The 15,662-nt window shown below is 64.4% G+C and carries 15 protein-coding genes and 1 riboswitch; of the genes, 10 read left to right on the top strand and 5 right to left on the bottom strand.

Annotated elements, in window-relative coordinates:
* Together phoU and phoB are read left to right on the top strand one after the other, a co-directional pair.
* Positions 1-652, top strand: a 652-nt coding sequence (gene phoU, locus VK804_RS21105; protein WP_325373829.1) for a phosphate signaling complex protein PhoU, incomplete at its 5' end; no start/stop codon positions are given.
* Positions 653-693: 41 nt separating this feature from the next.
* Positions 694-1,395 (top strand): phosphate regulon transcriptional regulator PhoB, encoded by a 702-nt coding sequence (gene phoB / locus VK804_RS21100; RefSeq protein ID WP_325373827.1) that lies wholly within the window; start codon positions 694-696, stop codon positions 1,393-1,395.
* 171 nt (positions 1,396-1,566) lie between these two features.
* On the opposite strand, the gene VK804_RS21095 is transcribed toward phoB, so the two are convergent.
* Positions 1,567-2,076, bottom strand: coding sequence for a GcrA family cell cycle regulator (locus VK804_RS21095; RefSeq protein ID WP_325373825.1), 510 nt, complete (start codon positions 2,074-2,076; stop codon positions 1,567-1,569).
* Positions 2,077-2,523: 447 nt separating this feature from the next.
* On the opposite strand from VK804_RS21095, the gene VK804_RS21090 reads away from it, so the two are divergent.
* The 3 genes from VK804_RS21090 (at position 2,524) to VK804_RS21080 (ending at position 5,868) form a co-directional block, all read left to right on the top strand.
* Positions 2,524-3,735, top strand: coding sequence for an aspartate aminotransferase family protein (locus VK804_RS21090; protein WP_325373823.1), 1,212 nt, complete (start codon positions 2,524-2,526; stop codon positions 3,733-3,735).
* Complete coding sequence (gene argF / locus VK804_RS21085) at positions 3,732-4,658, top strand: ornithine carbamoyltransferase (protein ID WP_325373821.1); 927 nt, start codon at positions 3,732-3,734, stop codon at positions 4,656-4,658. Before VK804_RS21090 ends, argF begins: the two co-directional genes overlap by 4 nt.
* 208 nt (positions 4,659-4,866) lie before the next feature.
* Entirely contained in the window at positions 4,867-5,868 is a 1,002-nt protein-coding gene (locus tag VK804_RS21080; RefSeq protein WP_325373819.1) for an Hsp33 family molecular chaperone, read from the top strand.
* 136 nt (positions 5,869-6,004) lie between these two features.
* Here the strand turns inward: VK804_RS21080 and VK804_RS21075 are convergent, their stop codons facing one another.
* A complete protein-coding gene (locus VK804_RS21075) occupies positions 6,005-6,238 on the bottom strand; it encodes a hypothetical protein (RefSeq protein WP_325373817.1) in 234 nt (77 codons plus the stop codon).
* A gap of 159 nt (positions 6,239-6,397) precedes the next feature.
* On the bottom strand, positions 6,398-7,075 hold the full coding sequence (locus tag VK804_RS21070; RefSeq protein ID WP_325373815.1) for an antibiotic biosynthesis monooxygenase: 678 nt from the start codon (positions 7,073-7,075) through the stop codon (positions 6,398-6,400).
* Between the two features lie 317 nt (positions 7,076-7,392).
* Between VK804_RS21070 and VK804_RS21065 the strand changes: the two genes are divergently transcribed.
* Positions 7,393-8,274, top strand: a complete 882-nt coding sequence (locus VK804_RS21065; protein WP_325373813.1) for a DMT family transporter — start codon at positions 7,393-7,395, stop codon at positions 8,272-8,274.
* A 751-nt stretch (positions 8,275-9,025) separates the two neighbouring features.
* On the opposite strand, the gene apaG is transcribed toward VK804_RS21065, so the two are convergent.
* The gene (gene apaG, locus VK804_RS21060) at positions 9,026-9,418 is read right to left on the bottom strand and encodes a Co2+/Mg2+ efflux protein ApaG (RefSeq protein ID WP_325373811.1); all 393 of its coding nucleotides are present in this window, start codon (positions 9,416-9,418) and stop codon (positions 9,026-9,028) included.
* 297 nt (positions 9,419-9,715) lie between these two features.
* Between apaG and VK804_RS21055 the strand changes: the two genes are divergently transcribed.
* From VK804_RS21055 to VK804_RS21045, 3 genes are read left to right on the top strand one after another with little or no spacing between them, the layout of a single operon-like run.
* On the top strand, positions 9,716-10,975 hold the full coding sequence (locus VK804_RS21055) for an OpgC domain-containing protein (RefSeq protein ID WP_325373809.1): 1,260 nt from the start codon (positions 9,716-9,718) through the stop codon (positions 10,973-10,975).
* Positions 10,975-11,748 carry an SGNH/GDSL hydrolase family protein gene (locus VK804_RS21050; protein ID WP_325373807.1) on the top strand — a complete coding sequence of 258 codons (774 nt, stop codon included), beginning with the start codon at positions 10,975-10,977 and terminating at the stop codon, positions 11,746-11,748. Before VK804_RS21055 ends, VK804_RS21050 begins: the two co-directional genes overlap by 1 nt.
* A 13-nt stretch (positions 11,749-11,761) precedes the next feature.
* Entirely contained in the window at positions 11,762-12,778 is a 1,017-nt protein-coding gene (locus tag VK804_RS21045) for an SGNH/GDSL hydrolase family protein (RefSeq protein ID WP_325373805.1), read from the top strand.
* A gap of 158 nt (positions 12,779-12,936) precedes the next feature.
* On the opposite strand, the gene VK804_RS21040 is transcribed toward VK804_RS21045, so the two are convergent.
* Positions 12,937-14,136: an O-succinylhomoserine sulfhydrylase gene (locus tag VK804_RS21040; protein WP_325373803.1), complete on the bottom strand. Its 1,200-nt coding sequence runs from the start codon at positions 14,134-14,136 to the stop codon at positions 12,937-12,939.
* A 70-nt stretch (positions 14,137-14,206) separates the two neighbouring features.
* Positions 14,207-14,286, bottom strand: a riboswitch (SAM riboswitch).
* Positions 14,287-14,399: 113 nt separating this feature from the next.
* Between VK804_RS21040 and VK804_RS21035 the strand changes: the two genes are divergently transcribed.
* Positions 14,400-15,506 carry a 2'-deoxycytidine 5'-triphosphate deaminase gene (locus VK804_RS21035; protein ID WP_325373801.1) on the top strand — a complete coding sequence of 369 codons (1,107 nt, stop codon included), beginning with the start codon at positions 14,400-14,402 and terminating at the stop codon, positions 15,504-15,506.
* The last annotated feature ends 156 nt before the right edge of the window (positions 15,507-15,662 follow it).

The raw sequence follows: 15,662 nt of genomic DNA, 5'->3' as shown, positions 1-15,662 counted from the left end.
CGAAATGGGCGGCCTTGCCGAACGCATGATCGTCGAATCCGTCGACGCGCTGCTCCGCCGCGATGTCGCGCTCGGCAAGCGCGTCGTCATCGCCGACGCCGAAATCGACAGCCTGCAGCGCGTGATCGAAGAGCGCGCGGTCCTGACCATCGCGCGGCGCCAGCCGATGGCGGTGGATTTGCGTGAAATCGTCGGCGCGATGCGGGTCGCCACCGATATCGAGCGGATCGGCGATCTTGCCAAGAACATGGGCAAGCGCGTCGCGGCGCTGGAAAGCGATTTCCATCCCTTGAAGCTGATCCGCGGGCTCGAGCACATGACCGACCTGGTGCAGTCGCAGGTCAAGTCGGTGCTGGATGCCTATGCCGCGCACGATCTGCCGGCGGCGATGGCGGTGTGGAAGGGCGACGAGGAGGTCGACGCCATCTGCACCTCGCTGTTCCGGGAACTCCTGACCTACATGATGGAGGATCCGCGCAACATCAGCTTCTGTATCCATTTGATGTTCTGCGCCAAGAACATCGAGCGGATCGGCGATCACGCCACCAATATCGCGGAAACCGTGTTCTACATGATCGAAGGCCAGCAGATTCTCGACAAGCGCCCGAAGGGCGACATGACGACCTTTGCCACCACCGTACCCGGTAACTGACAATCACGTTGATCCATCCCCCAACGAAGGGAAGCTGAGAGATGAGCGCGCGCATTCTGGTGGTTGAAGACGAAGAGGCGTTGACCACGCTCTTGCGTTACAACCTTGATGCCGAGGGCTATGACGTCGAAACCGTCGGGCGCGGCGATGACGCCGACACCAGGCTGAAGGAACGCGTTCCCGACCTGATCGTGCTCGACTGGATGCTGCCGGGCCTGTCCGGCATCGAGCTGTGCCGACGCTTGCGGGCGCGACCGGAGACCAAATCGCTGCCGATCATCATGCTGACCGCGCGCGGCGAGGAGAGCGAGCGGGTGCGGGGGCTTGCCACCGGCGCCGACGACTACATCGTCAAACCCTTCTCAGTGCCGGAGCTGCTGGCGCGGGTGAAGGGCCTGTTGCGCCGCGCCAGCCCCGAGCGGCTCGCCACCGTGCTGGCCTATGGCGACATCGAGCTCGACCGCGAGAAGCGCCGCGTCGCCCGCTCCGGCCGGCCGATCGATCTCGGGCCGACCGAGTACCGGCTCTTGGAATTCTTCCTGGAGCATCCGGGCCGCGTGTTTTCCCGCGAGCAATTGCTCGACAGCGTCTGGGGCCGCGACATCTATATCGACGAGCGCACCGTCGACGTCCACATCGGCCGCTTGCGAAAACTGCTCAACCCCGGCCGCGAGCAGGACCCGATCCGCACCGTTCGCGGCGCCGGCTACGCGCTGGACGATCGGTTTGCGAAAGCGGAGTAGCGGCGGCGAAATATAAACGACGTCGTCCCTGCGAACCCAGGGACGACGGCCCAGTCATTGCGAGCGCAGCGAAGCGGCATAGCGGAAAGCTGGATTGCTTCGTCGCATCCGCCTTCGCCCGAAGGCGGGCTTCGGCGGATAAAAGTGCTCCTCGCAATGACGGCGAGTACCCTACCTTGTCGGCTTCGGCGGCTGGCGGCGGCGGTCGCTCGCCGGCTGGTAGGCGATCCGCGAGTGATGCGCGCAATAGGGCAGGCTCTGCAGCGCCTTGCCGCCGCAGAAGAAGAAATCCGGGCTCGAGGGATCGCCGACCGGCCAGTGGCAGGTGGCCTCGTTCAATTCCAAAAGCGACAGCCGCTGGCTCATCGGCACCACATTGTCGTAGGCGATCGGATCCGGCTCCAGCTCGACCTCGAAGGCATGCGCCAGGGCCGTGTTGCCGCGCGACACCGGGCGGTTGACCCGCATCATGTGCTGGGCCGGGCGCGCTTTGCGCTGCCGGGGCGCCGAGGAGGAGGGGCTCTTGGCTCGGCCGGAAAGCCCCAGCCGATGCACCTTGCCGATTACGGCGTTGCGGGTGACATTTCCGAGTTCGGCGGCAATCTGGCTGGCCGAAAGCCCGCCTTCCCAGAGCTTCTTCAGCTGTTCGACGCGTTCGTCAGACCAGGTCAATACGGTCATCGTATTCTTTCCTTCGCGATGCGCCGGCCGATCAAGGGGGCGACGCTGCGGTGCCAAACTCCAAAAATCCCTGCCGGCAGAATCCCTTAGCCCTCGCCGGGCTCGAAAAGCGCGCCCGAACGTCTACGCCGAACTCTTAACGACTGAGGATCGAGTACTGCCGCACGAGATGTCGTACCCGACGGACCAGACGCTACAATATGGCGTGACTCCGGCGCAAGAGTCCGCGTGCTTGCGTCCACATGTTCCGTCATTTGAGCATTGCAATGCGATCTTTCCGCGACACCGCAATATTACGGGCCTGTTGACAGTTATCGCCGCGCGCATAGAATAGTTCCCACGTGCCGCCCCGAAAAGGCGGCACGTTTTGTTTTCCGCGAGCCGGTCCGATGCGACCCGCGCCAATGCACGCATCGCGACTTAAGCTCCAACCTTTTAGTGACCGCCATGACCAATAGCGCCGCGTCGCATCTGCTTCCCGTCTTTGCCAGGGTCGATCTCGGTTTCGAGCGCGGCGAGGGCTGCTGGCTCACCGCCACCAATGGCGAGCGCTACCTCGATTTCACCAGCGGGGTAGCGGTCAACGCGCTCGGCCATTGCCACCCGCACCTGGTCGCAGCGCTGCAGGAGCAGGCCACCAAGCTGTGGCACATGTCGAACCTGTTCAAGAGCCCGGACGGCGACAAGCTCGCAGCAAGGCTGTGCGAGCAGAGCTTTGCCGATTTCGTGTTCTTCGCCAATTCCGGCGCCGAGGCGATGGAATGCGCCATCAAGGTCACGCGCCGCTATCACTTCGGCAAGGGGCATGGCGAGCGCTATCGCATCATCACCTTCGACAGCGCCTTTCACGGCCGCACGCTGGGGACGCTCGCCGCCACCGGTTCGCAAAAATATCTCGAAGGCTTTGGGCCGCCGCTCGACGGTTTTGACCAGGTGACGCTCGGCGATCTCGACGCCGTGAAGAAGGCGATCGGCCCGCATACCGCCGGCATCCTGATCGAGCCGCTGCAGGGCGAAGGCGGCGTGCGCGCCGCACCGCACGCCTTCTTCAGGGCGTTGCGCCAGCTCTGCGACGACAATGGGCTTCTGCTGGTGTTCGACGAGGTGCAGACCGGCATGGGCCGCACCGGCGATCTCTTTGCCTATCGGCGCCTCGGCGTCACCCCCGACGTGATGTCGCTGGCGAAGGCGCTCGGCGGCGGCTTCCCGATCGGCGCGTGTCTGGCCACCGCGGAGGCCGCCTCCGGCATGACGCCGGGCTCGCACGGCTCGACCTTCGGCGGCAATCCGCTGGCGGTCGCCGCAGCGAACGCCGTGCTCGACGTCATGCTGAAACCCGGCTTCTTCGACCATGTGCAGCAGATGTCGCTGTTGCTGAAGCAGAAGCTCGCCTCCGTGGTCGATCGCCACCCGGCCGTGCTCGCCGAAGTGCGCGGCGAGGGTCTGTTGATCGGGCTGAAGGCGGTGGTGCCGTCGGGTGACCTGGTGACGGCGTTGCGCGAAGAAAAACTGCTCACCGTCGGCGCCGGCGAAAATGTCGTGCGTTTCCTGCCGCCCTTGATCGTGTCGGAGGCGGAGATCGAGGAATCGGTCGCAAAGCTGGAGCGCGCCTGCGTGGCGCTTGCCGGGGCGAAGTTGAAACGGGCGGCGGGGCAATGAGCAAGACGCTGCGGCATTTTCTCGATATCAGCGAGGTTCCGACCAAGGAGCTGCGCAACATGCTCGCCTCCAGCGTCGCCATGAAGGCGAGGCTGAAGGCGCACGAGAAGGGAGCGAGGCCGCTCGAGGGCAAGACGCTGGCGATGATCTTCGAAAAGCCCTCGACCCGCACCCGCGTCTCGTTCGACGTCGGCATGCGCCAGCTCGGCGGCGAGTCGATCATGCTGACGGGCGCTGAAATGCAGCTCGGCCGCGGCGAGACCATCGCCGACACCGCGCGCGTACTGTCGCGCTATGTCGACGCCATCATGATCCGCATCCTCAACCACGATGCGCTGCTGGAACTCGCCGCCCACGCCACCGTGCCTGTGATCAACGGGCTGACCCGGCGCTCGCATCCCTGCCAGGTGATGGCCGACCTGATGACGTTCGAGGAGCATCGCGGACCGATCGAGGGCAAGATGGTGGCCTGGAGCGGCGACGACAACAACGTGCTCGCGTCGTGGGCGCAGGCCGCTGAACGATTCAAGTTCACCCTGAACGTCGCGACCCCGCCGCAGCTCGCGCCGAACAAGGCGATGAAGGACTGGATCAAGGCGACCGACGCGCCGATCGTGCTTGGCAACGATCCGGAAGCAGCCGTTCGCGGCGCCGATTGCGTGGTCACCGACACCTGGGTGTCGATGGGCGACAAGGACGGCGAGAACCGCCACAATTTGCTGAAACCCTACCAGGTCAACGCAAGGCTGATGTCATTGGCAAAACCCGACGCGATCTTCATGCACTGCCTGCCCGCCCATCGCGGCGACGAAGTCACGAATGAAGTGATCGACGGCCCGCAGTCGGTGGTGTTCGACGAAGCCGAAAACCGCCTGCATGTGCAAAAGGGCATTCTGGCGTGGTGTTTCGAGGCGGTGGCGTAATCAATCCCGTCGTCCCGGCGAAGGCCGGGACCCATACCGCGTGATCTCTCGTTTGCGCGAGGTGTGAGAAACCTTCTGCAACAATTGGCGCCGGGGGTTGGATCCCGGCCTTCGCCGGGACGACGAGCGCGGCCGGGACGACGAGCAGAGATGGTCACGCGTCTCAAACCCCTTTCGATTTCGGCCCTCAGCCCCCAGATAAAGCGCCATGACTTCACAATCCCCTGACATCAAGATCGACAAAACCCCGGTCCGCGCGCCCTCGGCCGTGCCGGTCGACGACGCGGTGTTGCCGTTCGAGGTCGCAGCCCTCGATCTGCGCGGCCGCCTGACCCGGCTCGGCCCCGCGCTCGACGACATCCTGACCAGGCACGATTACCCCACCCCGGTCGGCAAGCTGCTCGGCGAGGCCATCGTGCTGACGACGCTGCTCGGCTCGTCCCTGAAGTTCGACGGCCGCTTCATCCTGCAGACCCAGACCGACGGCCCGGTGTCGTTCCTGATCGTCGACTTCCAGGCGCCCGACCGGCTGCGCGCCTATGCCCGCTTCGACGCGAAGCGGCTGAAGGAGGGCCTCGACTCCGGCGCGTTGCTCGGCCGAGGCCATCTCGCCATGACCATCGACCAGGGCCCCGACATGAGCCGCTACCAGGGCCTGGTCGCGCTCGACGGCGGCTCGCTCGAGGACGCCGCCCACGAATATTTCCTGCGCTCCGAACAGATCCCGACCCGCGTGCGGCTGGCGGTCGGCGAGGAATGGCGCGGCGGCGGCGACGGCCCAAGGCACCGCTGGCGCGCCGGCGGCATGCTGCTGCAGTTTTTGCCGAAAGCCCCCGAACGCGCGCGCCAGCCCGATCTGCATCCCGGCGACGCGCCGGAGGGCACCGTCACCCATGTGGTTGCCGAGGACGACGCCTGGGTCGAGGGCCAGTCGCTGATCTCTACGGTGGAAGACGTCGAACTGATCGATCCGGACCTGTCCGGCGAGCGGCTGCTCTATCGCCTGTTCCACGAACGCGGCGTGCGGGTGTTTCCGCCGCTGCCGCTCCGGGCGCAATGCTCCTGCTCGCGCGAGGCGGTGTCGTCCATGCTGCAAAGCTTCGCCCCACAGGACCGCGCCGACATGGTGAAGGACGGCAAGGTGGTGGTGACGTGCGAGTTCTGTTCGTCGGTGTATGAGTTCACGCCGGACGAGGCGGGAGTGGAGTAGGGGGCGCGCGCCGCTCTCGCCACGTCATTCCGGGGCGATGCGCAGCATCGAACCCGGAATCTCGAGATTCCCCGATGCGCAATTGCGCATCTGAGGTCCGGTGCTTCGCATCCTCCCGGAATGACGGCCGCGCCGCTCACCCGTTCCCCGACCGCTCCCGCATCACCGCCTCCCCGATCCTTCGCCCCGCCGCGTCACACAAATGAATCTCGTAATCCGGATACAGCACGCGGCGCGGTTCGAGGTCTTCGCGGTCGATGACTTCGCTGCACAGGCCGTTGGCCCGCACATGGGTCCACATCTCCCTTTCGGTCGAAAACAGTTCGCTGATCCGGCATTTCTGGGTCACGGAAAACAGGAAATACGGCATCGTCACTCCGTGGTGGGCGCTCTTTACTACATCGTTGACCGCGAATGAATTAGTCCCGTAGCCCGGATGGAGCGTAGCGCAATCCGGGGCCAAGTCTTGCGTTTGTTCCAGTGCGTCCCGGATTGCGCTGCGCTCCATCCAGGCTACGGCTCTGGGCGCTCACGCTTCCCGGCGCTCCACCGGCGGATAATATTGCGGCGCTTCGCGCCGGTCGAACATGCCGTAGTCGCGCACGATGCGGATGCGGCGGAGCCGCGCGCCGTCGGGCAGTTTCTCTGAGGCCTCGAAGGCCTGCGCGTCGGCGCTGGTGCGCCACGACGTCAGGAGAATGAGGTCACCCGGCGTCAGCACTGCGTCGAATACGTCCCAGCCGACCAGTCCGCTGGCGCCGGGATCGAGGCCGAGATACTTCGAGCACGCCGCAGCATCTGCAGCAGCGTCCGATCCGGCTGACCGCTTGGCGTCGATCAGGATGATCGTGGTGGCATCCCCCGTTGCGGTCTCGTCGAGCCGCTGCTCCCGCAGCGTCTGTCCCGCAGGAATTTGCGTGTCCCGCGCGATCTCGCCGACGCGCAAATGATAGTCGAGCAGGATTTCGCTGCGGCCCTTTTCCTGCGCGCCATGGTGCCGCATCGCGGTGCGCCAGCGCACCACCGCCTTTTCGTCGCGCCAGCCCGAGAGCGAGAGAAGCCATCCCTCCCGCGTCAGGCTTTTATAGCGGATGTTGTCGACGAAACCGTCGACTTGCACCAGTTCGGGGCGCAGCGTCCCGGCCACGCCGAGATAGGCGTCCCATTGATCCGGTTTCGGATGCACTTCGAAGATCACTGAAAACACGGGTGCTCCCTTCCGGCTAGCCGGCGTCTGTTCGATCGGCCCCGCAGATAGCCGCAGGCGGCGCGCCGCCGCGTCCCCTAGATAGACACGCCAGCCGGATTTTTCATCGGGACTGCTTCGATCGTGGTCGAAGTGTCGCCTGTCCGGACGTGCCCTGCAGCGCCGTTCTCGGCTATTGTCGCGCCTGATCCTCTGGCCCGGTACCTTCGTCGTTGCCGGGCTTGACCCGGCAATCCATCAACCTTCAAAAAGACTGTTCCGAAGAAGACGGATCGCCGGGTCAAGCCCGGTGATGACCAGCTGGATGAAAGGCACCGATGCTCGCCAGGGCTGCCCCACTGCTGTTCGTGCTGCTCTGGAGTTCGTCCTTTATTTCGACCAAGGCAGGTCTGCGGCATCTTTCGCCGCTGCTGTTCGTGGCCATCCGCCTCCTGGTATGCGCCCTCGTGCTGGGAATTCTGGCGCTGCTGTTGCGGCGGCCGTGGCGGCCGCTTGCCGGCTGGCGCTGGCTGCATTGCGCCGTTGCCGGCGCGTTGATGAACGGGGTCGGGCTGATGGCGCCGCACGCCGGACTGGTGATCGCGCCGGCGGCGCAAATCGCGCTGGTGCAGTCGCTGACGCCGTTGTTGACGGCGATCTGCGGGGTCGCGTTGCTGCGCGAGCGCCTGGGCGCCGGCCAATGGCTAGGGCTGGTCCTGGGAATGGCGGGCGTCGGGCTGGTGGTGGGGCAGGCCGCGCTGCAAAGCGCCACCGAACTTGACGGGCTTCTGCTGGCGCTGCTCGGCGTGATCGGGCTGGTGGCGGGTACGCTCTACTTCGCAAAATTCTGCCGTGGTGTGCCCTTGCTGACGGGCAGTTTTGTGCAATTCACCTCCGCCGCTGCGCTTGCGATGCTTTGCACCTGGTCGCTGGAAACCCCGCGTGCCGACTGGACCACGGTCACCGTCGCCGCCCTGGCATGGAACGCCCTGGTGGTCTCGCTCGGCGGCATGGGGCTCTACTTCGTCATGCTCGTCCATGGCACGGCCGCCCGCGCCACCGCGAACTTTTATCTGGTTCCGGGAACGGTGGCGCTGCTCGCCTGGATGCTGCTTGGCGAGCCGCTCACCCTGGTCGCGGCCGCGGGGATTATCCTGGCGTCGGCGGGATGCTGGCTCGTGAATGCCGGGCCGGGTGCGACCGCGGGCATCGATGGATGATAGCTCCTGATTTGCCCGTCATGGCAAAATGCCGCACCCGACAGGTTCACAATTACGGAAATATATTTCGAAATTAAAGAAGTAATGCTTGCAGCCGGCCCAAATCAGTCGTAGATATTCGCCGTCCCGTCCCGAAAGAGGGGCGTTGCGCAACGTCACGAAACGTGGGGCGGGATGCGGTGGACGCGGATGGTGCTCTTGACGAAGGCATTTGAGGCGGACGTGCGAAGTCGTGTGGTTCTGGCACCCCGACGCTGGTGTCAAGTCTGCGAGAAGGAGCGCAGGCGACGGTGGCCAACAAGCCCGGAGCACCGGGAAGAGCACGAAGTAGCCGTTAAAACCATTGCGTGGGGAATGCCGGGTGATTCCGGTGTGACCTGACTAACGCGTGTGCGCTCTACCACTATCCATTGCACACGCGGCTATCGGGCGCATCGGCCGCCCGGCATTCCCTGCGCCCTCGATTCGGAGAGGGCGGGAATAAAAGAATACCTCGCGCAAAAAAGCATGCGGCGAGAATGCGAAACCGTGTCCCATCGTCATTGCGAGCGCAGCGAAGCAATCCATAGAGCAACAAGAAAGAAAGATGGATTGCTTCGCTGCGCTCGCAATGACGGTTTCAGTTTCGTCGTCCCTGCGAACGCAGGGACACATACGCCCGGGCACTTATTTTTGAGAGACGCTGTTCGACGGCCTTCGTGCAACAACTACTTGCTGTGGCTATGGGTCCCTGCGTTCGCAGGGACGACGGTCAATTCAACACCCGCTTGGCGTCGGGGCTGTCGAGCGAAAACGTCGGCACGTCGATCTCGAAGCGCTCGCCGCTTTCGGTGACCATTTGATAGCGCCCGGTCATGAAGCCCGACGCGGTCGGCAGCGGCACGCCCGAAGTGTATTCGAATCTCTCGCCGGGCGCGAGCACCGGCTGTTCGCCGACCACGCCCTCGCCGCGGACCTCCTGCTTGCGGCCGGACGCGTCGGTGATGATCCAGTGCCGGGTGCGCAATTGCACCGTCTCGTCGCCGGTGTTGGTGATGACGATGGTGTAGGACCAGAAATACTGACGATTCTCCACCGACGAGCGCTCGGGAAGGTAGTTCGGCTCGACGGTGACTTCGATCTGGCGGGTAACGGCGCGATACATGCGGGCTGATCTCTCCAAATCGGCGAACATCATATCGAAGATCCGGCGCGGAACCAATCGCCCGCGCGGGGCGGGCCGGCGTTAATCTTTCGCGCTCCGCGTTTCGCGGGGAGCAGCACCGAAAGACAGTGGTGGTGCGCAAATTGCAATCCTCGTTTCGACATAGTTCCATCCCAAAGGGCGCCCGAAAAGCCTCGCCAGAATCCCCTCGTCACTTGCCTGCAACTCGCGTGCCGATACTATCATTGCTGGAGAGTCGGCCTGGTCAGGCCGGTCTCGCGAAACCGGTGCCAGATCATGTCGATTGCCGACCGAATTGCCGCACCACCGCTTGCCGGCGCAACCGATACGCTGGCGCGCGAACCCGAACCTGCCACCGCAGTGCCGTCGATTTCGTTTCCGGTCGCGGGCGGCGAGCGCGAATTGCGGCTCGATCTGTTCCGCGGGCTGGCGCTGTGGCTGATCTTCATCGATCACCTGCCGCCCAACTTGCTGACCTGGTTCACGATCCGCAACTACGGCTTTTCCGACGCCACCGAGATCTTCATCTTCATCTCCGGCTATACGGCGGCCTTCGTCTACGGCCGCGCCATGCTGGAGGCCGGCTTCGTGGTGGCGACCGCGCGCATCCTGCGCCGGGCTTGGCAGATCTATGTCGCGCACGTGTTCCTGTTCACGATCTTCCTCGCGGAAATCTCCTACGTCGCCACCAGTTTCGAGAACCCGCTGTACACGGAAGAAATGGGGATCATGGATTTTCTCAAGCAGCCGGACGTCACCATCGTCCAGGCGCTGCTGCTGCGATTCCGCCCGGTCAACATGGACGTGCTGCCGCTCTATATCGTGCTGATGCTGTTCCTGCCCCTGATCCTGTGGCTGATGAAGTGGAAGGCCGACGTCACGCTGGCGCTGTCGGCGCTGCTCTATGCCGTGACCTGGGAGTACGATCTGTATCTGTCGGCCTATCCGAACGGCTACTGGGCCTTCAACCCGTTCGCCTGGCAATTGCTGTTCGTGTTCGGCGCCTGGTGCGCGCTCGGCGGGGCGAAGCGGATGTCGCAGATTCTGTCGTCGAATGTCACGCTGTGGCTTTCGGTCGCCTACCTGTTGTTCGCGTTCTGCGTCACCATGACCTGGTATTTCCCGCAGCTCGGCCATCTGATGCCGCGCCGGCTCGCACAATGGATGTATCCGATCGACAAGACTGATCTCGACGTGCTGCGGTTCACGCATTTCCTGGCGCTGGCCGCCGTGACCGTGCGCTTCCTGCCGCGCGACTGGCCCGGATTGCGGTCGCCCTGGCTGCGGCCGCTGATCCTGTGCGGCCAGCATTCGCTGGAGATTTTCTGCCTCGGCGTGTTCCTGGCGTTCGCCGGGCATTTCGTACTGGCCGAAATCTCCGGCGGGGCGGCGATGCACCTGGTCGTCAGCATTTCGGGAATCCTGATCATGTGGGCCGTGGCGTGGGTGATTTCGTGGTACAAACATTCCGCCGACAAGACCGCGTCGCGGAAGAAAGACGCCGTTGGCAACGCCGATATGGCGGGAGGAGGCTGATGAAACCCGTCTCGAGAGCCATCTCTTGGGCCGTCCTGGGTTTGCTGCTGGCCGGCTGGCTGGGCGCAGCGCCGTCGCGCGCCGAAGATGCGCCCGCGCCGCAGAGCTGCGAAGTCCCGGACTATTTGCTGTCGAGCGAGAGCGCGCTTCCCAAGGTCGCCGATGCCGTCAAGGGCGGCCATCCGCTGGATATCTTGGTGATCGGCAGCCGGTCCTCGACCATCACCGCCTCGGAGGCGAGCGCCTATCCGGCAAGGCTGCAGGCGGCGCTGAAGGAGAAACTGCCCGCGGTCACCGTTAACCTGTCCGTGGAACTGCAGGTCAAGAAGACCGCCGAGGAAGCCGCCGGCACCTTCGCCAAGCTGATGGAGGTCAAAAAACCTACTTTGGTCATCTGGCAGACCGGCACCGTCGATGCTATGCGGTCCGTCGATCCCGATGATTTTCGCGCCGCGGTCGAGCAGGGTGTCGCTGCGCTGCAAAATGCCGGAGCCGATGTGGTGCTGATGAACATGCAATACAGTCCGCGCACGGAGACCATGATTTCCGTGCCGCCATATATTGATAATATGCGCGTGGTGGCGCAGAGCCACGATGTTCCGCTGTTCGACCGCTTCGCCATCATGCATCAATGGAACGACACGGGAGATTTCGACCTGTTCAGCGCCACGCACGGCATCGAGTTGGCCAAGCGCGTCCATGATTGCCTCGGCCGCGCGCTGTCGAAATTCGTGTTCGACGCCGCCCATCTCGGCCCGCCGCAGCAGAATTGAGGAATTAGCGTTAATGCGTTTTGTCCGCCCTTTTCGCCTGTTGACATCGCTGGCCGCCGCCGCGGTGCTCCTCGCGCCGGCCTCGATGCTGTCCGCGCGCGCGCAAGCGGTCCAGCCGGTCCAGCAGGCCGCCGCCGTAGCTGAAGCCGCCAAACCCGCCGCCGCCAAGCCGGCTCCGTCGCCGACGGTCGGCGCGGCCAGTGCCGCGGCCGTCGATCCGGCCAATTCCGCGCCGCCGAAGAGCCTCACCGCTACCGCAATCGACACGGTCAAGGAGGTCGCCAAATCGGCCGGCGGCATCTTCAGCCGCGTGCCGTGCCTGCCGCCGAAGGGCGGCGTCAGGCCGGTGGGATCGCTGCCGCATGTGGCCGGCAAGCTCGCCGCGGGAGAGCCGGTGGTGATCGTCGCCTTCGGCTCGTCCTCGACCCAGGGCTACGGCACGACATCTCCCGAATTCACCTATCCCAACCGCCTCGCCAAGCAGTTGCGCCGGCAATATCCGACCGCCGACATCACCATCATCAATCGCGGCAAGGGCGGCGAAGACGCGCCCGAGATGATGAAGCGGCTGCAACCGGAGGTGCTCGATATGAAGCCGGATCTGGTGATCTGGCAGGTCGGCACCAATGCGGTGCTGCGCGACCTTGATCCGGCCGAGACGGCACATCAGGTCGAGGACGGCGTGGCGCGGATTCAGGCCGCCGGCGCCGACGTGGTGCTGGTCGATCCGCAATATTCGCCGCGGGTGACCGAGCGCGCCGAGAGCGCCAGCAAGATCGTGCGGCTGTTGCGCAGGATCGCCGAGCTGCGCCATGTTGGAATCTTTCCGCGCTTCGAGGTGATGCGCGAATGGCACGACCAGCAGGCGCTGCCGATCGACAGCTTCGTGATCGCCGACGGCCTGCACATGAACGACTGGGGCTACGCCTGCTTCGCGCAACTGCTCGGCGACGACATCATCAGGTCGGTCGGCCAGATCAAGCTCGGCGTCAACGCGCCCGTGAGCCCGCTGACCAATCGGCCGATGTGAGGTCGGGCACTATATTCACGTCGTCCCGGCCTTGAGCCGGGACCCACCACCGACGTTTGTTGTTGCCGAAGATATCAACCCACACCACTTCAAATCGAGAGGCCGCGGCGTATGGGTCCCGGCGTTCGCCGGGACGACGATGGTATTGTGGCCGCCGATCACGCTCTCTCCAGCGCCGCGTGCAAATCCTCGATCAAATCGTCGCGATGTTCGAGGCCGGCGGAGAACCGGACAAAACCCTCGCTGATGCCGAGTTCGGCGCGGGCCTCCGGCTTCAGACGTTGATGGGTGGTGGTGGCGGGATGGGTGACGAGGCTCTTGGCGTCGCCGAGATTGTTGGAGATCCGCGATATCTTCAGCGCGTTGAGGCAGCGGAACGCCGCCGCCTTGCCGCCCCGGACCTCGAAGCCGACCAGGGTCGAGCCGGCGCGCATCTGCTTCTTCACAAGGGCTGCCTGCGGATGATCGGCGCGGCCGGGATAGATCAGCCGCGAAATCTTCGGATGTTGCGCCAGCGCATCCGCCACCGCCGCTGCGGTCTCGGTCTGCGCGCGGACGCGGATGGCCAGCGTCTCCAGCCCCTTCAGCAGCACCCAGGCGTTGAACGGCGACAGCGATGGACCGGTCTGGCGCATGAAATTGTGGATGTGCTCGGCGATGAAGGTCTCCGACGACAGGATGATGCCGCCGAGGCAGCGGCCCTGGCCGTCGATATGTTTCGTGGCGGAATAGACCACCACGTCGGCCCCCAATTGCAGCGGGCTCTGCCAGATCGGTGTTGCGAACACATTGTCGACGATCAGCCGCGCCCCGCCCGCGTGGGCGATCTCGGCGATCGCCGGGATATCGAGCACGTCGAGCGTCGGATTGGTCGGGCTCTCGAGAAAGCAGCTTTTGGTGTTGGGCCGCATCGCGGCCTGCCACTGGTCGAGGTCGAGGCCGTCGACCAGCGTCGAGGCAATGCCGTAGCGTGGCAACAGGTCCTCCACCACGTAGCGGCACGATCCGAACATCGCCTTCGCCGCCACGACGTGATCGCCGGCCTTGAGCGGCGCGAGGATGGCGGTGGTCACCGCCGCCATGCCGGTCGCGGTCGAGCGGCCGGCTTCCGCGCCTTCCAGCTCGATCATGCGGCGCTCGAACATCGCAATCGTCGGGTTGGAATAGCGCGAATAGATGTAGCCGGGGTCCTCGCCCTTGAAGCGGGCCTCGCATTGCTCCGCGCTGTCGTAGACATAGCCTTGCGTCAGAAACATCGCCTCGGAGGTTTCCCCGAATTCCGAGCGGATGGTTCCGGAATGCACCAGCCGGGTCTCGGGACGGTAGTGGGCGGTGGGCGAGGTGGTTGCTTTCGACATGTGACCTCCATCGTGACCATCGCAAAATGGCCACAAAAAAAACCGGCCTGGAAAAATTCCACAGGCCGGGATCACACTGTCCCCGGCCTGTTTAGCGACTTATTTAACGTGGCTGCAAGCCGGCCGGCTCAAATCACCACGGGATAAGTCATGCTGATATTCGCTTGCGCCCTATCCGTCAAGGCGGCCATCGGATAACCGGTAAAAGTCCGTATTTTCAGCGTCTGGATGGCGGAAATGGAGTCATCCTGGGGACCCCCAAATTGTCGTTCACGCTTCAACCCGGCGCCAATGGCATCCTGCCCGACCGCATGATCGCGGCGATGGCCGATGCCGGCCTGATCCTGCCGGCCTATCCGTTCGTCGAAAGCCAGATCCAGCCGGCCAGCCTCGATCTGCGTCTCGGCGACATCGCCTACCGGGTGCGCGCGAGTTTTCTGCCGGGGCCGGGCGCGACGGTGGCCGAGCGCATCGACGAATTGAAGCTGCACGAAATCGATCTTACCGACGGCGCGGTGCTGGAAACCAACTGCGTCTATATCGTGCCGCTGTTGGAGTCGCTGGCACTGCCGCCGGAAATCGTCGCTGCCGCCAATCCGAAGAGCTCGACGGGGCGTCTCGACGTGTTCACGCGCGTGATCGCTGATGGCACGCGGCGGTTTGACATGATCGGCGCCGGCTATCACGGCCCGCTCTATGCCGAGATCAGCCCGAAAACGTTTCCGGTACTGCTGCGCGAGGGCTCGCGGCTGTCCCAGGTGCGCTTCCGCACCGGCGACGCCATCCTCAGCGCCGATGAACTCGATGCGCTGCACGACCTGGAACGGCTGGTTGATGCCGACGACGCCGATCTCGTCAACGGCGTGGCGCTCAGCGTCGACCTTTCCGGCGACAACGCCAGTGGCTTCGTCGGTTATCGCGCCAAACGCCACACCGGCGTGATCGATATCGACCGCCGCGGCGGCTATGCGGTCGACGAATTCTGGGAAGCCATCGCGGCACGGCCCGATGGCAGTCTCATTCTCGATCCCGGCGAATTCTATATCCTGGCCTCGAAGGAGGCCGTGCAGGTGCCGCCGGATTACGCCGCCGAAATGGTGCCGTTCGATCCTCTGGTCGGCGAGTTCCGCGTGCATTACGCCGGCTTCTTCGATCCCGGCTTCGGCTATGCCGGCGCCGGCGGCCAGGGATCGCGCGCGGTGCTGGAAGTGCGCTCGCGCGAAGTGCCGTTCATCCTCGAGCACGGCCAGATCGTGGGCCGCCTCGTCTACGAGAAAATGCTGGCGCGGCCCGGCGCCATGTACGGCCAGCGCATCGGCTCGAACTATCAGGCGCAGGGGCTGAAGCTGTCTAAGCATTTCCGCGCCTGAATTCTCAGCCGCGGCGGAAGCGATGTTCGCAAGCAACGCCATGCAGGACAGCGGCATCAGGCCTCGGAATCCCGAAATTGACTTCCCGTGCGTTCCACCTAACGTGGGTCAGGTCGAATGGACGAAGAGCCAGACGCCGCGACAAGAGCGGATGGT

Source organism: Bradyrhizobium sp. (genome assembly GCF_035484855.1).
In the GTDB taxonomy this organism is placed as follows: Bacteria; Pseudomonadota; Alphaproteobacteria; order Rhizobiales; family Xanthobacteraceae; genus Bradyrhizobium.
This window is presented reverse-complemented; position numbering and strand designations above follow the sequence as displayed.